Source organism: Pseudomonas extremorientalis, from assembly GCF_024584605.1.
GTDB classification, from domain to species: domain Bacteria; phylum Pseudomonadota; class Gammaproteobacteria; order Pseudomonadales; family Pseudomonadaceae; genus Aquipseudomonas; species Aquipseudomonas extremorientalis.
This window is the reverse complement of sequence record NZ_CP089519.1, coordinates 5,198,860-5,222,273: the sequence shown is the minus strand read 5'-3', so window position 1 is coordinate 5,222,273 and position 23,414 is coordinate 5,198,860. Positions and strand designations below refer to the sequence as shown.

Below are 23,414 nucleotides of genomic sequence, written 5' to 3'. Positions count from 1 at the left end.
GCGAGTCTCCTTTTTTCTTGTTGTTGTCAGCTCAGCGGCCAGTGGTATTGACAGGCTTGGCGAACGGCCTGGGCGCTGCTCAGGTCGAGCAGGCCCTGGCTCAGTTGCCGGCATTGCGCCGCGTCCAGGTGGCGGACGCGGTCCTTGATTTCTCCGATCTGCGGCGGGCTCACCGACAGCTCGCTGACCCCCAGGCCGACCAGTACCGGCGTGGCCAGCGGGTCGGAGGCGAGGGCGCCGCACACCCCGACCCAGCGCCCGTGTTGCGCCGCGCCTGCGCAGGTCTGGGCGATCAGCCGCAGCAGCGCCGGGTGCAGCGCATCAACGCGCGCGGCGAGGCCGGCGTGGTCGCGGTCCATGGCCAGGGTGTACTGGGACAGGTCATTGGTGCCGATGGACAGGAAGTCGGCATGTTTGGCCAACTGCTCGGCCATCAGCGCGGCGGCGGGCACTTCGATCATCACGCCCAGTTCGGGGCGCTGGGTCAGTTCCAACTCGGCGCACAACTCGTCCAGGCGCTGGCGAATCTGCAACAACTCATCCACCTCGCTGACCATCGGCAGCAGGATGCGGCAGCGCTCCAGCGGGCTGACTTGCAGCAGCGCCCGCAGTTGCTGGTCGAGCAGTTCCGGGCGTACCTGGGCCATGCGGATACCGCGCAGGCCCAGCACAGGGTTGGCCTCGACCGGCAGTGGCAGGTAGTCGAGTTGCTTGTCGCCGCCCACGTCGATGGTGCGGATGATCACCGACTTGTCGCCCATGGCATCGAGCACGGCCTGGTAGGCCTGGCGTTGTTCCTGTTCGTCCGGCGCGGTGCGGCGGTCGACGAAGAGAAACTCGGTGCGCAGCAGGCCGACGCCATCGGCGCCATTTTCAAACGCCACCAAGGCTTCGGCGCTGGAGGCGACATTCGCCGCGACTTCGATGCCCACGCCATCGCTGGTGCGCGCCGGCTGTTGAGCCTGGGCCTGTTGCTGCTGGCGACGCAGTTTCTGTGCGTCGCGAATCTGGTGCACTTCGGCGTGTCGCGCGTCGCTGGGGGCCAGTTCCAGGCGGCCGTTGGCGGCGTCGAGGACCACCCGTTGGCCCTGGGGCACATCGAGGACTTCGGCACCCAGCGCGACCACACAGGGCAAGCCTTTACCGCGGGCCAAAATAGCCACATGGGAGGTGGCACCGCCTTCGGCCATGCAGATGCCTGCGGCATTTTGCGCGCTCAGTTGCAGCAGGTCGGATGGGGTCAGTTCGTGGGCGCTGACAATCGCCCCGGCGGGCAATTCGAAATGCCAGGCTTCACCCAGCAGCGCGCGCAGTACCCGTTGTTGCAAATCCCGCAGATCATTGGCGCGTTCGGCAAACAGCGGTTTGCCCAGGGCCAGTAACACGGCGCATTGCGCCTGGATCGCGTCGCGCCAGGCATGAGTGGCGGCACTGCCGTGCTCGATGGCGCCGGTGGCGGCGCCCAGCAGGGTCGGGTCTTCCAGCAGGGCGAGGTGGGCGGCGAATATGTCTTCTTCCTCGACGTTCTTGCGTTGGCGCGCATGATCCAGGGTGCTGCGTATTTCGCTGCGCACCTGCTCCAGGGCGGCATCCAGGCGTTGCAGTTGCTCGTCGGCAGCATGCTTGCCGGTGTCTGCCGGCAGTTCGATACCGGTCAGGCGGAACAATGGCCCGCAGACCAGGCCCGGCGCGGCACACACGCCTTGCAACACACCCACTTCGGTATTGACCCGACGGGGCGCGGCGGCCACCGGGGTGTGGTGTTCTTCCTTGACGACGGCTGACAAGGCCGCGATCACTGCCTGCACCGCCGCTTCGGCATCCTTGCCGCGACAGCTCACACGCACCTCATCCCCTTCACCGATACCCAGGCCCAGCAAACCGATCAGGCTGTCACACGAGGCGGTTTTATCGCCAAGGTGCAGCGAGGCCTGGCTGCTGAAACCCTGCGCAGCCTTGCGCACCAACGCCGCCGGGCGGGCATGTAAACCACCGCGATGGGTGATGCGTACGCGGGCGCTGGCTTCATCCGCCGAGTTATCCACAGGCGTCGACACCGACGCTGCTGAACGCGCCACGATCTGCAACAACGGCTCGCCGACCTTGACCGTTCTAGCCGCCACCGAGCGCAACTCGAAGCGCTCGCCATTGGTCAGGATGATCAGGCTGACCAGGCTCTTGCACTGGCGTGCAATGCGGTCCAGATCAAACTGCACCAGCGCCTGGCCCTTGCTTACCCGCGCGCCATCCTTCACCAGCAAGGCGAAGCCTTCGCCGTTCAGTTCCACCGTATCGATGCCCACATGCATCAAAATTTCGGCACCGTTGTCAGCGCGGATTGTCAGCGCATGCCCGGTGCGGGCGACGTGGATGATCACGCCGTCACAGGGTGCATGCAGGCAGTCATTCAACGGGTCGATGGCAATGCCGTCGCCCATTGCGCCGCTGGCGAACACTTCGTCGGGAACGTTGCCCAGGGCCAGCACCGGTCCGCTGAGGGGGGCGCTGAGGGTCAGGTCATTATTGTTGTTGGACATGGGCACGGTACTCATCAGGAAAACGCCACTCAGTGAGTGCGGGTAACTTTGCTCAGGTGACGCGGCTGGTCCGGGTCCATGCCCCGGGCTTCGGCCAAACCTGCCGCCATCACGTAGAAACTCTGGATCGCCAGGATCGGGTCCAGGGTCGGATGTTCGGCGCGGCTCAGGGTCAGGTCACGCTCGGCGATATCGTCCGGCGCAGCCAGCAACACGCGGGCACCGCGTTGACGCATGTCGGCGGCCAGGCTCAACAGGCCGGCTTGCTCGGCGCCGCGCGGGGCGAACACCAGCAGGGGGTAGTTGTCGCCAATCAGTGCCATCGGCCCGTGACGTACCTCGGCGCTGCTGAAGGCTTCGGCCTGGATCGCCGAGGTTTCCTTGAGCTTGAGCGCCGCTTCCTGAGCGATGGCAAAACCGGCGCCTCGACCGATCACCATCAGTTGCTGGCAGTCGCGCAGGGCGTCGATGGCGACCGTCCAGTCCTGCCTGGCGGCGGCACGCAGTTCGTCCGGCAAGGCGCGGCAGGCTTGCAGCAAGTCGGCTTCCTGGTTCCAGTGGCCGATCAGCAGCGCGCTGGCACTCAGTGTGGCGATAAAACTTTTGGTGGCGGCGACGCTTTGCTCCGGCCCGGCGCAGAGCGGCACGTGGAATTCGCAGGCGGCTTCCAGCGGTGAGTCTTCAGCGTTGACCAGCGAAATGCTCAGGGCGCCGCGTTTGCGCAGCAGGCGCAAGCTGTTGACCAGGTCCGGGCTTTGCCCCGACTGCGAGAAACCGAACGCCACTTGGCCGCTGACTTTCAACGGGGCTTGCAGCAGGGTCACCACCGACATTGGCAACGACGCCACCGGGATGCCCACATGCTGCATGGCCAGGTAGGCGAAGTAGCTGGCGGCGTGATCCGAGCTGCCACGGGCGATGGTCATCGCCACTTGCGGCGGCTGGCGGCGCAGGCGGCCGGCGACTTCCTCCAGCAGCGGGTCCAGGCGTTGCAATTGCGCCGACACGGCGTCGCAGGAGGCCAGGGCCTCTTCAAGCATTTTTGAAGTCAATGGTTTCTCCTTCGACCATTACGTCGGTGAGTGTCAGGGAGCGGTCCAGGCGCACGCAGTCGGCAAAACTGCCGGGTTGCAGGCGGCCGCGCTCTTCCAGGCCCAGGTAGTCCGCAGGAAATTGCGACAGGCGTTGTGAGGCTTCGCTGACGGGCAGGCCGATCTTCACCAGGTTGCGCAGCGCCTGGTCCATGGTCAGCGTGCTGCCGGCCAGGGTGCCGTCGGCCAGGCGTACGCCGCCCAGGCATTTGGTCACGGTGTGGCTGCCCAGCTTGTATTCGCCATCGGGCATGCCGGCGGCGGCAGTGGAGTCGGTGACGCAGTAAAGGCATGGGATCGAACGCAGCGCCACGCGCATGGCGCCGGGGTGCACATGCAGCAAATCCGGGATCAATTCGGCGTACTTGGCGTGGGCCAACGCGGCGCCGACGATGCCGGGCTCGCGGTGATGCAACGGACTCATCGCGTTGTACAAATGGGTAAAGCTGGTGGCTCCGGCGGCGAGGGCGGCGACGCCTTCTTCGTAGCTGCCCAGGGTGTGGCCGATCTGCATGCGCACGCCGCGTTCGCTGAGGGCGCGGATCAGGCCATCATGCCCGGCGATCTCCGGGGCGATGGTGATCACGCGGATCGGCGCCAGACGCAGGTAGGCTTCCACTTCGGCCATCAAGGCGGTGTGGGCAAAGTTGGGTTGGGCGCCGAGTTTTCCCGGATTGATGTAAGGCCCTTCCAGGTGCACACCCAGTACGCGGGCGCTGCCCGTCGGACGCCGTTCGCAGAAGGTGCCGAGCTGGCCGAGTACGCTTGAGATTTCATCCACCGGCGCAGTCATGGTCGTAGCCAGCAGAGAAGTCGTACCGAAACGTACGTGGGTGCGGGTGATGGTCTCGAAGGCATCGCTGCCTTCCATGATGTCCTTGCCACCGCCGCCGTGGACGTGCAGGTCGATAAAACCCGGCAGCAGGTAGGGCAGGTCGTTGTCAGCCGGGTCGCAAGGGATGCCTTCGATGGCGATCACCTTGCCGTGCTCGTGCACCAGGCGGCCGCGAATCCAGCCGTTGGGCGTGAGGATGTTGTCTTCGGACATGGGCAGTTCTCTAGAGTCGCAGTTCAGCGGAGTAGTCATGGCGGCGCAGCTCTGCGACGAAGTCGTAGTAGTCGTTGCGGCAGTAGGTGTCGGTGATTTCAATGGGTGTGTTGTCGGCGGTGTAGCCGACCCGGGTCATCAGCAGCATCGCGGTGCCGGGGGCGATGCCCACCAGCGCGGCGAACTCGTCGGAAGCGTTGATCGCCTGCACATGCTGCAGGGCGCGCACGATGGGTTTGCCAATGCTTTCGAGGTATTCGTACAGCGAATTGCCAATGCCTTGCGGGTGCGGCAGTACCGAGGCGGGCAGGGTGCTCATTTCAATCGCCATCACCGTGTCATCCGCCTTACGCAAGCGTTTGAGGCGTGCCACTTTATCGGCGGGCGAAAGGCCCAGGCGGATCATCTCTTCGTGGGTCGGCTGGGTCAGTTCTCGTTCCAGCCATTGGGAGCTGGGCACGAAACCCTTGAGCCGCAGCATCTCGCTGAACCCGGAAAGGCGCGACAGCGGCTGTTCCAAGCGTGGCGATATATAGGTGCCGGAGCCTTGATTGCGGCGGATCAGCCCTTGGGCAAACAACACTTCCAGCGCCTTGCGAGCGGTGACTCGCGAGATGCTCAATTGCTCGCTGAGGACGCGCTCCGAGGGCAGGGCCTGTTCGGAGGTCCACTGGCCGGCATGGATCGCTGCTTCCAGTTTGCGCGCCAATTGCAGGTACAGCGGCGTGGATTGTTTATCGTCGGGGCGCAGGGCCAGGATGGGGTTCATCTGTCAGGTTTCCGATGCGGTTATTGGAGTGTTGTCGCCCGGTATTGGCCGGAAATTAATACCACTTAAATACCATGTCAATGCAGCTAAAACGGTGCGAGCAGCGGTTTAAAGGCTCCACAATGAGGCTTGGTATGAAGTGGTATTAGAGAGGTCTTTCTCGCGCACAGAACGGCGCAGCCCGCGGGGGTGAACTGGTATTCACCGGCGGGCGTAGAGGGGGGCGGGATTTTTTTTCGAATTATTTTACGAACGGTACGAGATTACGGACGAATCTCGATCAGGGTGCCGTCCTTGACCAGGTTCCAGACTTCGCGCATGTCCACGTTGCGCATGCCGATGCAGCCGTCGGTCCAGTCCAGGGTATGGAACCACTGCTCCGGGTACTCTTCGCTGTCGGGCGTGCCGTGGATCATGATCATGCTGCCGGGCTTCACGCCTTCGCGGCGGGCGCGGGCGGCGTCGCTGATATTGGGGTAGGAGATGTGCATGGCCAGATTGAAGCGGTCGCTGGTCTTGCGCCAGTCGATCCAGTACAGGCCCTCTGGCGTGCGGCGGTCACCCTCGATCAGCTTGTGGCCCTTGGGGTTCTTGCCCAGGGAAATGCGGTAGGTCTTGAGCGGCTTGCCGTCGTTGATCAACTGCAACTGATGGGCGGACTTGAGCACCAGGACCTTTTCGACGGTCTTGCCGCCCAGGGTTTCCACGGTCGAGGCTGATGACAGGGTCGCGAACGACAGGCAGATAAGGGCAAGCAACCAACGCATTGAAACGGTATCCCTAGTCATGGAGCGGGCAACACCCGCGGCTCTACAGCCTCGCTGCGCACCGGGAAGGCCTGCTGCCGACGGTCAGCAAAAAAGTATTCGAGGGTACGCCCGACCGTGCGGAACGCCAGCTCGGACCAAGGGACGTCGGCTTCGTCGAACAACTGCACTTCCAGGCTTTCGGGGCCGGCGGCGAAGTCCAGGTCAAGCAGGTCGGCGCGGTAGAAAATATGCACCTGATTGATATGCGGCACGTCGATCAGGGTGTAGATGCTCAGGTTGTGCACGCGGGCGCAGGCTTCTTCCAGGGTTTCGCGCATGGCGGCCTGTTCCACGGTCTCGCCGTTTTCCATGAAGCCGGCGGGCAGCGTCCAGTAGCCCAGGCGCGGCTCGATGGCGCGGCGGCACAGCAGCACTTTATCGCCCCATACCGGCACGGTGCCGGCGACGATATTGGGGTTCTGGTAGTGGATGGTCGAGCAGTGATCACACACAAAGCGCAGGCGGCCGTCGCCTTCGGGGATGCGTTGGGTAACCGGTTTACCGCACTGGCTGCAGAAATTCATGCTGGGGTTCCTGGAAAGTTCGTCTATCTTGGCGTGACGGGCAGGGCGCTGCAACAAGTTGTCGTTTAGCGACACCGGGCGGGTTTTGGGGTTGGGCACCCGCGAGCTTTGGTGCATGATGCAAGGTAGCCAACAGACCGAGATGACTCATGCTGGACGAGCTACTTCGCCGGGTAAGCAACCACACCCCCCACACGCTTGAAACCGACGGGCGTTTCCCCGAGGCTGCGGTGCTGGTGCCGATTACCCGCAGTGACGAACCTGAGCTGATCCTGACCCTGCGCGCCAGTGGCCTGTCGACCCATGGTGGCGAAGTGGCCTTTCCGGGCGGGCGCCGCGACCCCGAAGACCCGGACCTGATCTTCACCGCGCTGCGCGAGGCCGAAGAAGAAATCGGCCTGCCGCCCGGGCTGGTCGAAGTGATCGGCCCGCTGAGCCCCTTGATCTCCCTGCATGGCATTCGGGTCACGCCGTATGTCGGCGTGATCCCCGATTACGTCGAGTACTTGGCCAACGATGCCGAGATTGCCGCGGTTTTCAGCGTGCCCTTGGACTTCTTCCGACAAGACCCACGCGAACATACCCACCGGATCGATTACCAGGGCCGCAGTTGGTACGTGCCCAGCTATCGGTTTGGCGAATACAAGATCTGGGGGCTGACGGCCATCATGATCGTCGAGCTGATCAATCTGCTCTATGACGATGCCAAGATCAGCCTGCACCAGCCACCCAAGAGCTTCATCAATACTTGAGCCATCGCTTGAATGGCAACGCCGTGAGGAAAAACCATGAAATACCGCCTGGGCGACGCCCGCGTCGAGACTCATCCACAGAGCTGGGTGGCACCCAATGCCACGCTGGTGGGCAAGGTCAAGCTGGAGGAGGGCGCCAACGTGTGGTTCAACGCGGTGTTGCGCGGTGACAACGAACTGATCCTGATCGGCAAGAACAGCAACGTGCAGGACGGCAGCGTGATGCACACCGACATGGGCTACCCGTTGACCCTGGGCACCGGCGTGACCATTGGGCATAACGCCATGTTGCACGGCTGCACGGTGGACGATTACAGCCTGATCGGCATCAATGCGGTGATCCTCAACGGCGCCAAGATCGGCAAGCACTGCATCATCGGCGCCAATTCGCTGATCGGCGAAGGCAAGGAAATCCCCGATGGTTCGCTGGTGATGGGCTCGCCGGGCAAGGTGGTGCGTGAACTGACCGACGCGCAGAAACGCATGCTCGAAGCCAGCGCCGCGCACTATGTGCACAACGCACAGCGTTATGCGCGGGATTTGGTCGAGCAGGAAGAATGAATCCGATTGAACGCCCCGTTGCGTCGCCGTGCGTGAGCATTTGCGCGCTGGACGATGACGATATTTGCACCGGCTGCCAGCGTACGGTGGATGAGATTACGCGTTGGAGCCGCATGGATAACGCCGAGCGCCGGGTGGTGCTGGGGTTGTGTCATGAGCGGGCGGTGGCGAGTGGATTGGTGTTTATGGCCTCTAATAAATCCGGCGCCTGAACCAACGCTATCGGGGGCAAGCCCCCTCCCACAGTTGGCCGCGTTCAGTCTGTAGGAATGCAGTCAAAATGTGGGAGGGGGCTTGCCCCCGATAGGGCCATCCCAGACGACATATTTCAAAATGTGAAGTACCCTGTGCCCCTTGTTCACAGGTCCACTCCCATGCTCTTCCTGATCGCCTACATCAGCAGCGTCGTGCTGATCAACTTCGCCTTCTCCACCGCCCCGCACCTGGACGTCATCTGGTCCGCCTGGGGTGGCCTGGTCTTTATCCTGCGCGATATGGTGCAAACCCGCTTCGGCCATGGCGCAATCATCGCCATGCTGGCCGCGCTGGTGCTGTCGTATGTCACGTCCGACCCGGCCATCGCCCTGGCCAGCGCCACCGCGTTCGCGGTGTCCGAGTGCATCGACTGGCTGGTGTTCAGCATCACCAAGCGTCCGCTGCACGACCGCCTGTGGATCAGTTCGGCGCTGAGCATTCCCCTCGACACCTTTATCTTCTTCGGCCTGATCGGCGCGCTCACGCCGGCGGTAGTGGGTACTGCACTGGCGTCGAAGTTCGCCGGGGTCACGGTGGTGTGGCTGATCATGGCCTGGCGCATCCGCAAGCGGGCTGTCGCCAACTGAGGCCAATTCCTGCAGTTCATGTAAAATGCCGGCCTTTCTCCCAATGATCCGCTCCCCTGAGGACCTGAGATGACCCGAATCGGAACTCCATTGTCGCCAACCGCGACCCGCGTTTTGCTGTGTGGCTGCGGTGAGCTGGGCAAGGAAGTGGTAATCGAGCTGCAACGCCTGGGCGTTGAAGTGATTGCCGTGGATCGCTACGCCAACGCGCCGGCCATGCAGGTTGCGCACCGTAGCCACGTGATCAACATGCTCGACGGCGCCGCCTTGCGTGCGGTGATCGAGGCGGAAAAACCGCACTTCATCGTGCCGGAAATCGAAGCCATCGCGACCGCCACCCTGGTGGAGCTGGAAGCCGAAGGCTTCACCGTGATCCCGACCGCGCGCGCCACCTCGCTGACCATGAACCGCGAAGGCATCCGCCGCCTGGCCGCCGAAGAGTTGGACCTGCCAACCTCGCCGTACCACTTCGCCGATACCTTCGAAGACTACAGCAAGGCCGTGCAGGACCTGGGCTTCCCGTGCGTGGTCAAGCCGGTGATGAGTTCGTCGGGCAAGGGCCAGAGCCTGCTGCGCAGCGTCGATGACGTGCAGAAAGCCTGGGACTACGCCCAGGAAGGCGGTCGTGCAGGTAAAGGCCGTGTGATCATCGAAGGCTTTATCGACTTCGACTACGAAATCACCCTGCTGACCGTGCGTCACATCGGCGGCACCACCTTCTGCGCGCCTGTGGGCCATCGTCAGGAGAAGGGCGACTACCAGGAATCCTGGCAGCCACAGGCCATGAGCCCGATTGCCCTGGCGGAATCCGAGCGCGTTGCCAAGGCGGTGACCGAGGCCCTGGGTGGCCGTGGTCTGTTTGGCGTGGAGTTGTTCATCAAGGGGGATCAGGTGTGGTTCAGCGAAGTGTCGCCGCGCCCGCATGACACCGGTTTGGTGACCCTGATTTCCCAGGACCTGTCGCAGTTTGCGCTGCACGCGCGCGCCATCCTGGGCCTGCCGATCCCGTTGATCCGTCAGTTCGGGCCTTCGGCCTCGGCGGTGATCCTGGTGGAAGGGCAGTCGACCCAGACGGCGTTCGCCAACCTGGGCGCCGCGTTGAGCGAACCTGATACCGCGCTGCGCCTGTTCGGCAAGCCCGAAGTGAATGGCCAGCGCCGCATGGGCGTGGCGTTGGCGCGGGATGAGTCGATTGAAGCGGCCCGGGCCAAGGCGAACCGGGCTTCCCAGGCAGTGGTGGTAGAGCTCTAAAAGCATCGGGGGCAAGCCCCCTCCCACACTTGATCCTGTTCACAGAGTTAGATTTGTGAATACATTCAAATGTGGGAGGGGGCTTGCCCCCGATAGCGGTCTATCAGCCCACGCGATTCAAATCATTGTTCCGCGTCTCTTTCAGGCACAGCACCGCAATCAAGCTCAGCAACGCTCCCGCCGACACATACCCACCCACATAACTCAGCCCACCCATCGCCACCAGCTTGGTCGCGAAGAACGGCGCGGCAGATGCGCCCACAATCCCACCCAGGTTATACGCCGCCGAAGCGCCGGTATAACGCACGCGGGTCGGGAACAGTTCCGGCAGCAGCGCGCCCATCGGTGCGAACGTCACGCCCATCAGGAACAGCTCCAGCGCCAGGAACAGCGCCACCGCCCAGGTCGAACCGTGAGTCAGCAATGGCTCCATGGTAAAGCCCGACAGAATCGCCAGGATCGCGCCGACGATCAGCACCGGCTTGCGTCCGTAGCGGTCACTCGCCAGGGCCGCCAGCGGAGTCGCCAGCCCCATGAACAGCACCGCGAAGCACAGCAAGCCAAGGAAGGTCTCGCGGCTGTAGCCCAGGGTTGAAACGCCATAGCTCAGGGAAAACGCAGTGGTGATGTAAAACAGCGCATAGCACACCACCATCGACGCAGCGCCCAGCAACACCGGCAGCCAGTGCTGGCTGAACAGCTCCACCAACGGCACTTTGACCGGCGCTTGCTTGGCGACGGCGTTGGCGAACACCGGCGTTTCGTGCAGCTTCAGCCGCGCGTACAGGCCCACCATCACCAGCGCCGCGCTGAGGATGAACGGGATGCGCCAGCCCCAGCTGCGGAATTGCTCATCGCTGAGGCTCATGGCCAGGATCAGGAACAAGCCGTTGGCTGCCAGGAACCCGATCGAAGGGCCGAGCTGCGGGAACATGCCGAACCAGGCGCGTTTGCCCTTGGGCGCATTCTCGGTCGCCAACAGCGCCGCGCCGCCCCATTCGCCACCCAGGCCCAGGCCCTGGCCGAAACGCAGTACGCACAACAGGATCGGCGCCCAGGCGCCGATGCTGTCATAACCCGGCAGCAAGCCGATCAGCGTGGTGCACACGCCCATCAGCAGCAGCGAGGCCACCAGGGTCGATTTGCGCCCGATACGGTCGCCAAAGTGGCCGAACAGCGCCGAGCCCAGTGGGCGGGCGATGAAGGCGATACCGAAGGTCAGGAATGACGCCAGCATCTGCGCGGTGCCGGAGGTCTGCGGGAAGAACACCGGGCCGATCACCAGCGCAGCAGCCGTGGCGTAGATATAGAAGTCGTAGAACTCGATGGCGGTGCCGACGATGCTCGCCGTGGCGACCCGTGCGGTCGAGTTGGTCGGGGCGGCAGCAGGTGCGGCCTCGTTGTAGGTGGTGCTCATGGCGATATCCCTGACGGTCAGTGCGCGTTTGGACGCGGATTATTATTGGTCGAACACCCATGGATCAGGGTTGTGCGCGGGGCGGCTCGGGATGGGAGCGAACACCGGTCAGACACTGTAAAGCGGTGCCTGGACGCGTTCAGTGCGGGTAGCACGCGGTCGGGCGGGGCTCTGGTAAGCCGCCCCGATTATAGGAAGGGGTTTGAACACACAACAAGTCAAAATGTGGGAGGGGCAAGCCCCTCCCACATTATTGGGTTGTGTTTTGTCTGGGAACTAAGCGGCGACCGGCATCCGGCTGGTATGCCAGATCAGCACCTTGCTCACCCGGTTGTCCTCGGTCTCGAGGATTTCCAGGCGGTAGCGGCCTATTTTCAGGCACACCGCGCAGTCAGGGATGGTCTCCAGCGCCTCGGTGACCAGGCCGTTGAGCGTCTTGGGGCCGTCGCTGGGCAGGTGCCAGTTCAGGCTCTTGTTCAATTCGCGGATCGAGGCGGCGCCGTCGATGATGTAGCGGCCATCCGGTTGCGCTTCGATATGCGGGTTGTCCGCACTCTGTTCGCTTTCGAATTCACCGACGATTTCTTCGAGGATATCTTCCAGGGTCACTATGCCGAGTACTTCGCCGTATTCATCCACCACCATGCCCAGGCGGCGCTGCTGTTTGTGGAAATTCAGCAGTTGCAGTTGCAGCGGAGTGCTTTCCGGGACGAAGTAAGGCTCGTGGCAGGCTGCGAGCAACGCCTCTTTGGTCAGGCTCGCGTCGGGCAACAGGTGCTGGATCTGCCGCGTGTTGAGCACGGCTTCGACCTGGTTGATATCACTGTGGAACACCGGCAGGCGCGTGCGCTGGGAGGTGCGTAGCTGCTCGATGATCTCCTCGATCGAGTCATCCAGGTTGATGCCGTCCACTTCGCTGCGGGGCACCAGGATGTCGTTGACGGTGATGTTGTCCAGAGCGTGGATGCCCGGCATGCCGGGGGTGCGGCCTTCGGCGATCTCGGGCTCGGGTTCGTCATCATGGTCAGGCAGCGGTTCGTCGCTCTTCTTCACCACGCCGGTCTTGCGCGCGAACGGGCGCAGCAGCAACAGACTGATACCATTGAGCAGCCAGGCCAGGGGGTAGACAATTTTCAGTGGCACGCCCAGCAGCGTATTGCCGAAGCCCAGTACCGCTTGCGGATAGCGGGTGGCCAGGGCGCGGGGCAGGTAGTCGGCCAGGATCAACAGGATCGCGCAGGAGATCAGCCAGCCGAGCCACGGCCCGTTCTGCGCCCAGGCGTATATGGCCAGCAGCGTGCACAGGATGACCACGGCGGCGCGACACAGGCTGTTGCACAGGATCAGGCTGTTACGCGGAAAGCTCAGGCGGGTGGCCGCCTTGTCGCCCTGGCGTGTACCGGGGCGCAGGGCCAGCAAGTGTTGCTGGGCGGCTTCGATGGCAGTAAACAGCGCGGCCCATAACACCAGCAGGGCGATTACCGCGAGCATCGGCTCCAGGGGCAAGTTGTCCATGATCGCCGCCCGTCAGATATGCAGGATGTATTCGCGAACCAGCTTGCTGCCGAAATAGGCCAGCATCAGCAGGCAGAAACCGGCCAGGGTCCAGCGGATCGCCTTGTGCCCGCGCCAGCCGAGGCGGTTGCGGCCCCACAGCAGGACGCTGAACACGATCCAGGCCAGGCAGGCCAGCAGGGTCTTGTGCACCAGGTGCTGGGCGAACAGGTTTTCGAAGAACAGCCAGCCGGAGATCAGCGACAGCGAGAGCAAGGTCCAGCCGGCCCACAGGAAGCCGAACAGCAGGCTTTCCATGGTTTGCAGCGGCGGGAAGTTCTTGATCAGCCCGGACGGGTGCTTGTGCTTGAGCTGGTGGTCCTGCAGCAGCAGGAGCAAGGCCTGGAACACTGCGATGGTGAACATGCCATAGGCCAGGATCGACAGCAGGATGTGGGCAAGGATGCCCGGTTCTTCATCGATCACCGGCACCGTACCGGTAGGCGCGAATTGCGCCAGCAGCACCGTCAGCATGCCCAGCGGGAAGAGCAGTACCAGCAGGTTCTCGACCGGGATCCGGTAGCAGGCCATCAGTGTCAGCGCGATAACGGCTGCGGCGATCAGGCTGGCGGCGCTGAAAAAGTCCAGGGCCAGGCCGACCGGCGTCATCAAGTGCGTGAACAGGCTCGCGGCATGGGCGAGCAAGGCGAGGACACCAAGGCCTACCAACAGGCGTTTGTCCGCCTTGGTGCCCTGGGCCAGACGAGTGCCCTGATAGACGGTCGCAGCGGCGTACAAGATGGCGGCGGCGAGGCTGGGTAGCAAACTGGGTGACAAAGGGAGCATAAATCCTGTTAGGCAAGCCCGAAAGGCGCTGAGTTTGGCATACCCCCGCGCAACACGAAAGACTCCCGGGCCAGACAGCGGGTGTGCATGGACGCAGTCTTCGCTATAATCCGCGACCTGCCCACGCCGCAGGCTCGCCGAGCGCTGTTTTTAATAGCGATTTACCACAGCCTGGGCCGCCATTACCTCGGTCTATGAATAGGGCCTGAAAGGATCGCGCATGTTTGAAAATCTGACTGACCGTCTCTCGCAGACGCTGCGCCACGTTACCGGCAAGGCCAAGCTGACCGAGGACAATATTAAAGACACCCTGCGTGAAGTGCGCATGGCGTTGCTGGAAGCCGACGTGGCCTTGCCGGTGGTGAAAGACTTCGTCAACTCGGTCAAAGAGCGCGCGGTGGGCACCGAAGTGTCCCGCAGCCTGACCCCGGGCCAGGCGTTTGTGAAGATCGTCCAGGCCGAACTCGAAAGCCTGATGGGCGCGGCCAACGAAGACCTGAACCTCAGCGCCGTGCCGCCGGCCGTCGTCCTGATGGCGGGTCTGCAAGGTGCGGGCAAGACCACCACCGCCGGCAAGCTGGCGCGCTTCCTTAAAGAGCGCAAGAAGAAGTCTGTGATGGTGGTGTCGGCCGACGTGTACCGTCCGGCGGCCATCAAGCAGCTGGAAATGCTCGCAGGCGAAGTGGGCGTGACCTTCTTCCCGTCCGACCTGAGCCAGAAGCCGGTCGACATCGCCAACGCCGCCATTAAAGAAGCCAAGCTCAAGTTCATCGACGTGGTCATCGTCGATACCGCCGGTCGCCTGCACATCGATGAAGAGATGATGGGCGAGATCAAGGCGCTGCATGCCGCGATCAACCCGGTAGAGACCCTGTTCGTGGTCGACGCCATGACCGGCCAGGACGCGGCGAACACCGCCAAGGCCTTCGGCGACGCACTGCCGCTGACCGGCGTGATCCTCACCAAGGTCGACGGCGACGCCCGTGGCGGTGCCGCGCTGTCGGTACGTGCCATCACCGGTAAGCCGATCAAGTTCATCGGGATGGGCGAGAAGAGCGAAGCGCTCGAGCCGTTCCACCCGGAGCGTATCGCCTCGCGCATCCTCGGCATGGGCGACGTGCTCAGCCTGATCGAACAGGCCGAAGCCACCCTCGACAAGGACAAGGCCGACAAGCTGGCCAAGAAGCTGAAGAAGGGCAAGGGCTTCGACCTCGAAGACTTCCGCGATCAACTGCAACAGATGAAGAACATGGGCGGCCTCGGCGGCCTGATGGACAAGCTGCCGAACATCGGCGGTGTGAACCTGGCGCAGATGGGCAATGCCCAGGGCGCGGCAGAGAAGCAGTTCAAGCAGATGGAAGCCATCATCAACTCCATGACCCCGGCCGAGCGCCGCGACCCTGAGCTGATCAGCGGTTCGCGCAAGCGTCGGATCGCCATGGGTTCCGGCACCCAGGTGCAGGACATCGGTCGCTTGATCAAGCAGCACAAGCAGATGCAGAAGATGATGAAGAAATTCTCCGCCAAGGGCGGTATGGCCAAGATGATGCGCGGCATGGGCGGCATGTTGCCCGGCGGTGGCATGCCCAAGATGTAAAGAATTCGAGCGGGGGCCCAGCTCCTGCTCCGACCCACAGGGATGTGGGATCTCCAGCAAACCCGCCGTTGGCGGGCGCTGACTCGCCGTTTTAACCGACGGCTCTATAGCAAATCTGGATGGCACGCTGATAGGCGCCGGAAAAAGACATTTGCAAAAGTCCGGATATTCCTTAGAATATGCGGCCTTTCGGGCACCTATGCCCGCTGTGCATTTAGATTTGCAGCACCGACTACAGGAACGATGTTCACATGCTAACAATCCGTCTTGCCCTTGGCGGCTCCAAAAAGCGCCCGTTTTACCACTTGACCGTAACCGACAGCCGCAACCCGCGCGACGGTTCGCACAAGGAACAGGTTGGTTTCTTCAACCCTGTTGCTCGTGGTCAAGAAGTTCGTCTGTCCGTGAACCAAGAGCGCGTAGCCTACTGGCTGAGCGTGGGTGCACAGCCATCCGAGCGCGTTGCAAAACTGTTGAAGGACTCGGCTAAGGCCGCAGCCTGAGCAATATGAACGCGACGCCAGCTGTTGCTGATGATTTGATCGTTATCGGCAAGATTTACTCGGTTCATGGCGTTCGCGGCGAAGTGAAGGTGTATTCCTTTACTGATCCGACTGAAAACCTGTTGCAGTACAAAACCTGGACGCTCAAGCGCGAGGGTAGTGTGAAACAGGTCGAGCTGGTCAGTGGACGCGGGAGCGACAAGTTCCTGGTCGCAAAGCTCAAGGGTCTTGATGATCGTGAAGAAGCTCGTCTTCTGGCCGGTTATGAGATCTGCGTGCCGCGCAACCTGTTCCCTGAATTGACCGACGGCGAGTACTACTGGTACCAGCTGGAAGGTCTGAAGGTTATTGATCAACTCGGGCAACTGTTCGGGAAAATCGATCATCTTCTGGAAACCGGCGCCAATGATGTAATGGTGGTCAAGCCTTGCGCTGGCAGCCTGGATGATCGCGAACGCCTGTTGCCGTATACCGAGCAATGTGTGTTGGCCGTCGACCTGGCAGCGGGCGAGATGAAGGTGGAATGGGACGCGGACTTCTAAGCGTGGCTAATTTGCGCATTGAAGTGATCAGTTTGTTTCCCGAGATGTTTTCCGCCATCAGCGAGTACGGCATCACCAGTCGGGCGGTGAAACAGGGGCTGTTGCAGCTTACCTGTTGGAACCCGCGAGACTACACGACGGATCGACATCACACTGTGGACGATCGCCCATTTGGCGGTGGCCCGGGCATGGTGATGAAGATCAAGCCCCTGGAAGACGCGTTGGTTCAGGCCAAGGCCGCCGCCGGGGAGAAGGCGAAGGTGATTTACCTGTCCCCTCAAGGCCGTCAGCTGAAACAGGCTGGGGTCCGCGAACTGGCGAATGAGGAAGCACTGATCCTGATTGCCGGTCGCTATGAAGGCATTGACGAGCGTTTTATTGAAGCTCATGTCGATGAAGAGTGGTCGATTGGGGACTATGTCCTGTCTGGTGGCGAGCTGCCGGCGATGGTCCTGATAGATGCGGTTACACGACTGCTGCCTGGAGCTTTAGGGCATGTGGACTCCGCGGAGGAAGATTCCTTCACGGATGGTTTGCTGGATTGCCCGCACTACACCCGACCGGAGGTGTATGCGGATCAGCGTGTTCCCGACGTATTGCTAAGTGGCAATCACGCACACATCCGGCGTTGGCGTTTACAGCAGTCCCTTGGTCGGACCTATGAACGACGCGCCGATCTTCTGGAAAGCCGCTCGCTTTCTGGAGAAGAGAAGAAGCTGCTCGAGGAATACATCCTCGCGCGGGACGATAGTTAACAACGTATCGATGGTAGGTCCATTGACTTACCTTAGGAGCACAGCATGACTAACAAAATCATCCTTGCACTCGAAGCAGAGCAGATGACCAAAGAGATCCCTACCTTTGCCCCGGGCGACACCATTGTCGTTCAGGTGAAAGTGAAGGAAGGCGACCGTTCGCGTCTGCAAGCGTTCGAAGGCGTGGTAATCGCCAAGCGTAACCGTGGTGTGAACAGTGCTTTCACTGTTCGTAAAATCTCCAACGGTGTTGGCGTAGAGCGTACTTTCCAGACCTACAGCCCGCAAATCGACAGCATGGCCGTCAAGCGTCGCGGTGACGTACGTAAAGCCAAGCTGTACTACCTGCGTGACCTGTCCGGTAAAGCAGCTCGCATCAAGGAAAAACTGGCTTAAGTCCAGCTTTCCGATGCAGAAAAAAGCAGCCTACGGGCTGCTTTTTTGTGCCTGCGATTTGAGGTCCGAGATAGGATGCCAGCAGCCTCTCCCACTTTTCTGTTCGAGCCCCTATGCCTGCCATTGACCACCCCCTGATCGACCGTTTCCTCGACGCCCTGTGGCTGGAAAAAGGCCTGTCGGACAATACCCGCCAGGCCTACCGCAGCGACCTGGCGCTGTTCAATGGCTGGTTGCAGGAGAAAAATCTCGAACTGATCAACGCCGGCCGCGAGCTGATTCTCGACCACTTGGCCTGGCGCCTGGAGCAGAACTACAAGCCACGCTCCACTGCGCGATTCCTCTCCGGCGTACGTGGTTTTTATCGCTATCTGCTGCGAGAAAAGCTGATCGCCCTCGACCCCACCCTGCAAGTCGATATGCCACAACTTGGCAGGCCATTACCCAAGTCCCTGTCGGAAGCCGACGTGGAGGCGTTGCTCGCCGCCCCCGACCTCAGCGAAGCCATCGGTCAGCGTGACCGCGCCATGCTCGAAGTGCTCTACGCCTGCGGCCTGCGGGTGACCGAGCTGATCAGCCTGACCCTGGAGCAGGTCAACCTGCGCCAGGGCGTGTTGCGGGTGATGGGCAAGGGCAGCAAGGAACGGCTGGTGCCGATGGGCGAGGAGGCGATTGTGTGGGTCGAGCGCTACATGCGCGATGCCCGCAGTGAACTGCTCGGTGGACGCCCCAGCGATGTGCTGTTCCCCAGCCTGCGTGGCGAACAGATGACTCGCCAGACCTTCTGGCACCGCATCAAGCACCAGGCCAAGGTCGCCGGGATCGGCAAGGCGCTGTCGCCGCACACACTGCGCCATGCATTCGCCACGCATTTGCTCAACCACGGTGCGGATTTACGTGTGGTGCAGATGCTGCTCGGCCACAGCGACTTATCCACCACCCAGATCTACACCCACGTGGCGCGCGCGCGTTTGCAGGATATGCACGCCAAGCACCACCCGCGAGGCTGAAAACGTCCAATTTATCCGGCCGCGGGCTGCCCTGCGGCCCAACTGTGGTAGGCTTTGCCGGTTAGCAAAGGGGACGACCCAGGCCTGTGTTTCCAAGCAGTGTTACTGCGCGTCCCTGCATCTGCCTTCAGGAGTTCCCATGCGCTTGACCCAGATTATTGCCGCCGCAGCCATTGCGTTGGTTTCCACCTTTGCCTTCGCCGATGACGCCGCCGAGCAGACCATCCGCAAGAGCCTGGCCAACCTGCAACTCGACACCCCGATCGAGAGCATCAGCGCCAGCCCGATGGCCGGCCTGTACGAAGTCAAGCTCAAGGGCAGCCGCGTGCTGTATGCCAGTGCCGATGGTCAGTACATCGTCCAGGGCTACCTGTTCCAGTTGAAGGACGGCAAGCCGGTCAACCTGACTGAAAAAGCCGAACGCCTGGGTGTTTCCAAGCTGATCAATGGCATTCCAGTGGCCGAGACCGTGGTGTACCCGGCTATCGGTGAGACCAAGACCCACATCACCGTGTTCACCGACACCACCTGCCCGTATTGCCACAAGCTGCACGCCGAAGTGCCCGCGCTGAACAAGCTGGGCGTGGAAGTACGCTACGTAGCGTTCCCGCGCCAGGGCCTGGGTTCGCCGGGTGACGAGCAGTTGCAAGCCGTATGGTGCTCGGCCGACAAAAAAGCGGCCATGGACAAAATGGTCGACGGCAAGGAAATCAAGGCTGCCAAATGCGCCAACCCGGTCTCCAAGCAGTTTGCCCTGGGCCAGTCCATCGGCGTCAACGGTACACCGGCCATCGTTTTGGCTGACGGCCAAGTGATTCCGGGCTATCAGCCGGCACCACAAGTTGCGAAACTGGCGCTGAGTGCCAAATAAACCAGCATCGTCGAACCTTTGGCGATCATGGCCTGTGGATAAGCCGACAGGCCACTAATTGAAAGCCGCAGTCGTGCGGCTGTTTTCCACGGCCGACCTCGCGTCGGCCGTTTCATGGGGAGTTCTTCAGTGAAACCGGTCAAAGTAGGCATCTGTGGATTAGGGACCGTCGGTGGCGGCACCTTCAACGTACTTCAGCGTAACGCTGAAGAAATTTCCCGCCGTGCAGGGCGTGGAATTGAAGTGGCACAAATTGCCACGCGTTCGCCAAAGCCTCAGTTCGAAACGACCGGTATTGCGATGACCAACGATGTCTTCGCCGTGGCTACCAACCCTGAAATCGATATCGTGATCGAACTGGTGGGCGGCTACACCGTGGCCCGCGAGTTGGTGCTCAAGGCCATCGAAAACGGCAAGCATGTGGTCACTGCCAACAAGGCACTGATCGCGGTGCACGGCAACGAAATCTTCGCCAAGGCCCGTGAGAAGGGCGTGATCGTGGCGTTCGAGGCTGCGGTGGCTGGTGGCATTCCGGTGATCAAGGCGATTCGTGAAGGCCTGTCCGCCAACCGCATCAACTGGGTGGCCGGCATCATCAACGGTACCGGCAACTTCATCCTCACCGAAATGCGCGAGAAGGGCCGCACCTTCGAAGACGTCCTCGCCGAAGCCCAGGCCCTGGGTTACGCCGAAGCCGACCCGACCTTCGACGTGGAAGGTATCGACGCCGCGCACAAGCTGACCATCCTGGCGTCCATCGCCTTTGGTATTCCGCTGCAGTTCGACAAGGCCTACACCGAAGGCATCACCAAGCTGACCACCGCCGACGTGAACTACGCCGAAGCCCTGGGTTACCGCATCAAGCACCTGGGCGTGGCGCGCAGCACGCCGGCCGGTATCGAACTGCGGGTACACCCGACGCTGATCCCGGCCGACCGCCTGATCGCCAACGTCAATGGCGTGATGAACGCGGTGATGGTCAACGGTGATGCGGCCGGTTCGACCCTGTTCTACGGCGCCGGTGCCGGTATGGAGCCCACCGCTTCGTCGGTGATCGCCGACCTGGTGGACGTGGTCCGCGCCATGACCAGCGACCCGGAAAACCGTGTACCGCACCTGGCGTTCCAGCCGGATTCGCTGTCGGCCCACCCGATCCTGCCGATCGAAGCCTGCGAAAGCGCCTACTACCTGCGCATCCAGGCCCAGGACCACCCGGGCGTATTGGCCCAGGTGGCGAGCATCCTGTCTGAGCGCGGTATCAACATCGAGTCGATCATGCAGAAGGAAGTCGAGGAGCAAAACGGCCAGGTGCCGATGATCTTGCTCACCCATCGCGTGCTCGAACAGCATATCAACGATGCCATCGCCGCCCTGGAAGCCTTGCAAGGCGTGGTCGGGCCGGTGGTGCGGATCCGCGTCGAACACCTGAACTAATGGTTTTGCGGCAAGGGCCCCGCAGGTTCGGCGGCCCTTGTTCAAGAATGCTCTAGAGGAGCCAGTCATGCGTTATATCAGCACCCGCGGCCAGGCACCGGCCCTGAATTTCGAAGACGTCCTGCTGGCAGGCCTTGCCACGGACGGCGGCCTGTACGTGCCGGAAAACCTGCCACGTTTCACCCAAGAGGAAATCGCATCCTGGGCTGGCCTGCCATACCACGAACTGGCGTTCCGCGTGATGCGCCCGTTCGTCACCGGCAGCATTCCGGACGCCGATTTCAAGAAGATCCTCGAAGAAACCTACGGCGTGTTTTCCCACAACGCCATTGCACCGCTACGCCAACTGAACGGCAACGAATGGGTCCTGGAGTTGTTCCACGGCCCGACCCTGGCGTTCAAGGACTTCGCCCTGCAACTGCTGGGTCGTCTGCTGGATTATGTGCTGGAGAAGCGCGGCGAGCGCGTGGTGATCATCGGCGCCACCTCCGGTGATACCGGTTCGGCGGCCATCGAAGGCTGCAAGCACTGCGAAAATGTCGACATCTTCATCCTGCACCCGCACAAGCGCGTGTCGGAAGTGCAGCGGCGCCAGATGACCACCATCTTTGGCGAGAACATCCATAACATCGCCATCGAAGGCAACTTCGATGACTGCCAGGAAATGGTCAAGAACAGCTTCGCCGACCAGAGCTTCCTGAAAGGCACGCGCCTGGTGGCGGTGAACTCGATCAACTGGGCGCGGATCATGGCCCAGATCGTCTACTACTTCCACGCCTCGCTGCAGTTGGGCGGCCCTGCACGTTCAGTGTCTTTCTCGGTGCCGACCGGCAACTTCGGCGACATTTTCGCCGGCTACCTGGCGCGCAACATGGGCCTGCCGATCAACCAGTTGATCGTCGCTACCAACCGCAACGACATCCTGCACCGCTTCATGAGCGGCAACCAGTACGTCAAGGAAACCCTGCACGCGACCCTGTCGCCGTCCATGGACATCATGGTCTCGTCCAACTTCGAACGCCTGCTGTTCGATATGCACGGTCGCAACGGTGCGGCGATTGCTGGCTTGATGGACACCTTCAAGCGCGGCGGCGGTTTCAGTGTGGATGAAGAGCGCTGGACCGAAACCCGCAAGCTGTTCGACTCCCTGGCCGTGGACGACGCGCAGACCTGCGAAACCATTGCAGACGTCTATGCCCAGTCCGGCGAGCTGCTCGACCCGCACACCGCCATCGGCGTGAAGGCCGCCCGTGAATGCCGTCGCAGCCTGGATATCCCGATGGTCATCCTGGGCACTGCCCACCCGGTCAAATTCCCGGAAGCGGTGGAGAAGGCCGGTGTTGGCAAGGCGCTGGAGTTGCCGGCGCACCTGGCTGACCTGTTCGAGCGTGAAGAGCGTTGCACCGTGTTGGCCAATGACCTGAAGGCCGTGCAGGCGTTTGTGAGCCAGCATGGCAACCGGGGTAAGCCGTTGTAAGGCACACAGCGCAGACAAAAACGCCGCTTTCCCTTCCTTGGGTCAGCGGCGTTTTTCGTTTCTGGCAGGCCCCGTTTGGTACACGCAGCTACGTGAGTAGTTTCTGCACGATGGCCAAGACAGTGCTGAACGCCGTAAACATGGCCATGACGACACCCAATGGATACCAGAAATTCTCACGGGTTATCTTGTGGGTCTCGGCAGTGAGTTTGCGTTGCTCCGCATAAATGCGTGATATGTCGGCGTGAATCTTCTCTAGCGCCGCTTGCTCTTTGTCGTGTTCCAGCATCGTCTTTATCCTTCGCAGTAAGGGCCTTCTGACATGCGCTTTTATCTGCTTGGCAGCGTCACCAGCGCTCACCGAGTATAGGAACCACCTCTGATCTGACCCTTGGGCAAACCCCAAAACGACTTGCCATTGCGTAAGCAGTTATGTGCCGTCGTTTTTAGGTTGTCATGTTGCAAGCGCATGCTGGAATCCGTCACCCCCTGACGGCCCCATAAAGACGATAAAGCGAACTTTCCTACGTCACAAACAGTCACTTAGGATAGATGCAGCTCCCGTTGAAACGATTGTTCCCGAACTATTGAGTGGTGATCGAGATGGAAAGTATCAGCCTATTGCTCGAAGAAGCACTGAGCCCTTATCAGGTTACGCTGACCACCTCTGGTGTGCAGGACGAGTGCCTGGTAACCGTGAAGAATCCTGCTGGCGCCATCGTGGTCGAGCGTGACGTCGACCGCGCCCAATTGATGGACAAGCGCGTGCTGGTGGATGTGGTGGATTGCCTGCTGCGTGACATCAAAATTGCCGAAGGACGTCTGGAGCCTTCGGTCATCGCGGCCTTGCGCAACGCAGCCCTGACTCGCAACGCCACCGCCGCATGA

The 23,414-nt window shown here is 61.7% G+C and carries 25 protein-coding genes; 15 read left to right on the top strand and 10 right to left on the bottom strand.

Annotated elements, in window-relative coordinates:
• Window positions 1–26: 26 nt before the first annotated feature.
• The 6 genes from ptsP to LUU92_RS23555 form a co-directional block, all read right to left on the bottom strand.
• Window positions 27–2,537 carry a phosphoenolpyruvate--protein phosphotransferase gene (gene ptsP, locus LUU92_RS23580; protein ID WP_071489275.1) on the bottom strand — a complete coding sequence of 837 codons (2,511 nt, stop codon included), beginning with the start codon at window positions 2,535–2,537 and terminating at the stop codon, window positions 27–29.
• Window positions 2,538–2,566: 29 nt separating this feature from the next.
• Window positions 2,567–3,589 (bottom strand): SIS domain-containing protein, encoded by a 1,023-nt coding sequence (locus LUU92_RS23575; protein WP_092246726.1) that lies wholly within the window; start codon window positions 3,587–3,589, stop codon window positions 2,567–2,569.
• Window positions 3,570–4,676 (bottom strand): N-acetylglucosamine-6-phosphate deacetylase, encoded by a 1,107-nt coding sequence (nagA, locus tag LUU92_RS23570; protein WP_222540372.1) that lies wholly within the window; start codon window positions 4,674–4,676, stop codon window positions 3,570–3,572. The genes LUU92_RS23575 and nagA overlap by 20 nt, the downstream gene beginning before the upstream one ends.
• Before the next feature lie 10 nt (window positions 4,677–4,686).
• Window positions 4,687–5,445, bottom strand: a complete 759-nt coding sequence (locus LUU92_RS23565) for a GntR family transcriptional regulator (RefSeq protein ID WP_071489278.1) — start codon at window positions 5,443–5,445, stop codon at window positions 4,687–4,689.
• A 263-nt stretch (window positions 5,446–5,708) separates the two neighbouring features.
• Window positions 5,709–6,212, bottom strand: a complete 504-nt coding sequence (locus tag LUU92_RS23560; RefSeq protein WP_071489279.1) for a L,D-transpeptidase family protein — start codon at window positions 6,210–6,212, stop codon at window positions 5,709–5,711.
• 17 nt (window positions 6,213–6,229) lie between these two features.
• Window positions 6,230–6,778 (bottom strand): NUDIX hydrolase, encoded by a 549-nt coding sequence (locus tag LUU92_RS23555; protein ID WP_071489280.1) that lies wholly within the window; start codon window positions 6,776–6,778, stop codon window positions 6,230–6,232.
• Window positions 6,779–6,927: 149 nt separating this feature from the next.
• Here LUU92_RS23555 and LUU92_RS23550 point away from each other — a divergent pair, with 149 nt between their 5' ends.
• From LUU92_RS23550 to purT, 5 genes are all read left to right on the top strand, one after another.
• Window positions 6,928–7,530 carry a CoA pyrophosphatase gene (locus LUU92_RS23550; protein WP_071489281.1) on the top strand — a complete coding sequence of 201 codons (603 nt, stop codon included), beginning with the start codon at window positions 6,928–6,930 and terminating at the stop codon, window positions 7,528–7,530.
• A 36-nt stretch (window positions 7,531–7,566) separates the two neighbouring features.
• A complete protein-coding gene (locus LUU92_RS23545) occupies window positions 7,567–8,091 on the top strand; it encodes a gamma carbonic anhydrase family protein (RefSeq protein WP_071489282.1) in 525 nt (174 codons plus the stop codon).
• Window positions 8,088–8,303, top strand: coding sequence for a DUF1289 domain-containing protein (locus tag LUU92_RS23540; protein WP_071489283.1), 216 nt, complete (start codon window positions 8,088–8,090; stop codon window positions 8,301–8,303). The genes LUU92_RS23545 and LUU92_RS23540 overlap by 4 nt, the downstream gene beginning before the upstream one ends.
• A gap of 162 nt (window positions 8,304–8,465) precedes the next feature.
• Window positions 8,466–8,933 carry a VUT family protein gene (locus LUU92_RS23535; protein WP_032890779.1) on the top strand — a complete coding sequence of 156 codons (468 nt, stop codon included), beginning with the start codon at window positions 8,466–8,468 and terminating at the stop codon, window positions 8,931–8,933.
• Between the two features lie 69 nt (window positions 8,934–9,002).
• Window positions 9,003–10,184 carry a formate-dependent phosphoribosylglycinamide formyltransferase gene (gene purT / locus LUU92_RS23530; protein WP_257102713.1) on the top strand — a complete coding sequence of 394 codons (1,182 nt, stop codon included), beginning with the start codon at window positions 9,003–9,005 and terminating at the stop codon, window positions 10,182–10,184.
• Between the two features lie 103 nt (window positions 10,185–10,287).
• Here the strand turns inward: purT and LUU92_RS23525 are convergent, their stop codons facing one another.
• The 3 genes from LUU92_RS23525 to LUU92_RS23515 form a co-directional block, all read right to left on the bottom strand.
• Window positions 10,288–11,601, bottom strand: coding sequence for an MFS transporter (locus tag LUU92_RS23525; RefSeq protein ID WP_257102712.1), 1,314 nt, complete (start codon window positions 11,599–11,601; stop codon window positions 10,288–10,290).
• A gap of 276 nt (window positions 11,602–11,877) precedes the next feature.
• Window positions 11,878–13,116 (bottom strand): transporter associated domain-containing protein, encoded by a 1,239-nt coding sequence (locus LUU92_RS23520; RefSeq protein WP_071489285.1) that lies wholly within the window; start codon window positions 13,114–13,116, stop codon window positions 11,878–11,880.
• Window positions 13,117–13,128: 12 nt separating this feature from the next.
• Window positions 13,129–13,941, bottom strand: a complete 813-nt coding sequence (locus tag LUU92_RS23515; RefSeq protein WP_071489286.1) for a cytochrome C assembly family protein — start codon at window positions 13,939–13,941, stop codon at window positions 13,129–13,131.
• 220 nt (window positions 13,942–14,161) lie between these two features.
• Here LUU92_RS23515 and ffh point away from each other — a divergent pair, with 220 nt between their 5' ends.
• The 9 genes from ffh to thrC all read left to right on the top strand — a co-directional run bounded on the left by ffh (window position 14,162) and on the right by thrC (window position 22,526).
• Window positions 14,162–15,538, top strand: coding sequence for a signal recognition particle protein (gene ffh / locus LUU92_RS23510; protein WP_003193965.1), 1,377 nt, complete (start codon window positions 14,162–14,164; stop codon window positions 15,536–15,538).
• A 251-nt stretch (window positions 15,539–15,789) separates the two neighbouring features.
• A complete protein-coding gene (gene rpsP, locus LUU92_RS23505; protein ID WP_003175899.1) occupies window positions 15,790–16,041 on the top strand; it encodes a 30S ribosomal protein S16 in 252 nt (83 codons plus the stop codon).
• Window positions 16,042–16,046: 5 nt separating this feature from the next.
• On the top strand, window positions 16,047–16,583 hold the full coding sequence (gene rimM, locus LUU92_RS23500; RefSeq protein ID WP_053135622.1) for a ribosome maturation factor RimM: 537 nt from the start codon (window positions 16,047–16,049) through the stop codon (window positions 16,581–16,583).
• Entirely contained in the window at window positions 16,565–17,338 is a 774-nt protein-coding gene (trmD, locus tag LUU92_RS23495) for a tRNA (guanosine(37)-N1)-methyltransferase TrmD (RefSeq protein WP_016971933.1), read from the top strand. Before rimM ends, trmD begins: the two co-directional genes overlap by 19 nt.
• 45 nt (window positions 17,339–17,383) lie before the next feature.
• Window positions 17,384–17,734, top strand: coding sequence for a 50S ribosomal protein L19 (gene rplS / locus LUU92_RS23490; protein ID WP_003175895.1), 351 nt, complete (start codon window positions 17,384–17,386; stop codon window positions 17,732–17,734).
• A 113-nt stretch (window positions 17,735–17,847) separates the two neighbouring features.
• Window positions 17,848–18,744 (top strand): site-specific tyrosine recombinase XerD, encoded by an 897-nt coding sequence (gene xerD / locus LUU92_RS23485; protein ID WP_058423323.1) that lies wholly within the window; start codon window positions 17,848–17,850, stop codon window positions 18,742–18,744.
• 139 nt (window positions 18,745–18,883) lie between these two features.
• The gene (locus LUU92_RS23480) at window positions 18,884–19,615 is read left to right on the top strand and encodes a thioredoxin fold domain-containing protein (RefSeq protein ID WP_010207987.1); all 732 of its coding nucleotides are present in this window, start codon (window positions 18,884–18,886) and stop codon (window positions 19,613–19,615) included.
• Between the two features lie 129 nt (window positions 19,616–19,744).
• Complete coding sequence (locus LUU92_RS23475) at window positions 19,745–21,049, top strand: homoserine dehydrogenase (protein ID WP_071489287.1); 1,305 nt, start codon at window positions 19,745–19,747, stop codon at window positions 21,047–21,049.
• Window positions 21,050–21,116: 67 nt separating this feature from the next.
• Window positions 21,117–22,526: a threonine synthase gene (thrC, locus tag LUU92_RS23470; protein WP_071489288.1), complete on the top strand. Its 1,410-nt coding sequence runs from the start codon at window positions 21,117–21,119 to the stop codon at window positions 22,524–22,526.
• 88 nt (window positions 22,527–22,614) lie between these two features.
• On the opposite strand, the gene LUU92_RS23465 is transcribed toward thrC, so the two are convergent.
• Complete coding sequence (locus LUU92_RS23465; RefSeq protein WP_043205840.1) at window positions 22,615–22,815, bottom strand: hypothetical protein; 201 nt, start codon at window positions 22,813–22,815, stop codon at window positions 22,615–22,617.
• Between the two features lie 314 nt (window positions 22,816–23,129).
• Between LUU92_RS23465 and LUU92_RS23460 the strand changes: the two genes are divergently transcribed.
• A complete protein-coding gene (locus tag LUU92_RS23460; protein ID WP_071489289.1) occupies window positions 23,130–23,414 on the top strand; it encodes a DUF3509 domain-containing protein in 285 nt (94 codons plus the stop codon).

Excerpts from the sequence above, each read along its gene's own strand:
- ffh (WP_003193965.1), top strand. The coding sequence starts at position 14,162 with ATGTTTGAAAATCTGACTGACCGTCTCTCGCAGACGCTGCGCCACGTT.
- LUU92_RS23525 (WP_257102712.1), bottom strand. The coding sequence starts at position 11,601 with ATGAGCACCACCTACAACGAGGCCGCACCTGCTGCCGCCCCGACCAAC.
- LUU92_RS23540 (WP_071489283.1), top strand. The coding sequence starts at position 8,088 with ATGAATCCGATTGAACGCCCCGTTGCGTCGCCGTGCGTGAGCATTTGC.
- rimM (WP_053135622.1), top strand. The coding sequence starts at position 16,047 with ATGAACGCGACGCCAGCTGTTGCTGATGATTTGATCGTTATCGGCAAG.
- trmD (WP_016971933.1), top strand. The coding sequence starts at position 16,565 with ATGGGACGCGGACTTCTAAGCGTGGCTAATTTGCGCATTGAAGTGATC.
- LUU92_RS23545 (WP_071489282.1), top strand. The coding sequence starts at position 7,567 with ATGAAATACCGCCTGGGCGACGCCCGCGTCGAGACTCATCCACAGAGC.
- LUU92_RS23460 (WP_071489289.1), top strand. The coding sequence starts at position 23,130 with ATGGAAAGTATCAGCCTATTGCTCGAAGAAGCACTGAGCCCTTATCAG.
- rplS (WP_003175895.1), top strand. The coding sequence starts at position 17,384 with ATGACTAACAAAATCATCCTTGCACTCGAAGCAGAGCAGATGACCAAA.
- purT (WP_257102713.1), top strand. The coding sequence starts at position 9,003 with ATGACCCGAATCGGAACTCCATTGTCGCCAACCGCGACCCGCGTTTTG.
- LUU92_RS23465 (WP_043205840.1), bottom strand. The coding sequence starts at position 22,815 with ATGCTGGAACACGACAAAGAGCAAGCGGCGCTAGAGAAGATTCACGCC.
- thrC (WP_071489288.1), top strand. The coding sequence starts at position 21,117 with ATGCGTTATATCAGCACCCGCGGCCAGGCACCGGCCCTGAATTTCGAA.
- LUU92_RS23535 (WP_032890779.1), top strand. The coding sequence starts at position 8,466 with ATGCTCTTCCTGATCGCCTACATCAGCAGCGTCGTGCTGATCAACTTC.
- LUU92_RS23515 (WP_071489286.1), bottom strand. The coding sequence starts at position 13,941 with ATGCTCCCTTTGTCACCCAGTTTGCTACCCAGCCTCGCCGCCGCCATC.
- rpsP (WP_003175899.1), top strand. The coding sequence starts at position 15,790 with ATGCTAACAATCCGTCTTGCCCTTGGCGGCTCCAAAAAGCGCCCGTTT.
- LUU92_RS23565 (WP_071489278.1), bottom strand. The coding sequence starts at position 5,445 with ATGAACCCCATCCTGGCCCTGCGCCCCGACGATAAACAATCCACGCCG.
- LUU92_RS23520 (WP_071489285.1), bottom strand. The coding sequence starts at position 13,116 with ATGGACAACTTGCCCCTGGAGCCGATGCTCGCGGTAATCGCCCTGCTG.
- LUU92_RS23560 (WP_071489279.1), bottom strand. The coding sequence starts at position 6,212 with ATGCGTTGGTTGCTTGCCCTTATCTGCCTGTCGTTCGCGACCCTGTCA.
- LUU92_RS23550 (WP_071489281.1), top strand. The coding sequence starts at position 6,928 with ATGCTGGACGAGCTACTTCGCCGGGTAAGCAACCACACCCCCCACACG.
- LUU92_RS23555 (WP_071489280.1), bottom strand. The coding sequence starts at position 6,778 with ATGAATTTCTGCAGCCAGTGCGGTAAACCGGTTACCCAACGCATCCCC.
- ptsP (WP_071489275.1), bottom strand. The coding sequence starts at position 2,537 with ATGTCCAACAACAATAATGACCTGACCCTCAGCGCCCCCCTCAGCGGA.
- nagA (WP_222540372.1), bottom strand. The coding sequence starts at position 4,676 with ATGTCCGAAGACAACATCCTCACGCCCAACGGCTGGATTCGCGGCCGC.
- xerD (WP_058423323.1), top strand. The coding sequence starts at position 17,848 with ATGCCTGCCATTGACCACCCCCTGATCGACCGTTTCCTCGACGCCCTG.
- LUU92_RS23480 (WP_010207987.1), top strand. The coding sequence starts at position 18,884 with ATGCGCTTGACCCAGATTATTGCCGCCGCAGCCATTGCGTTGGTTTCC.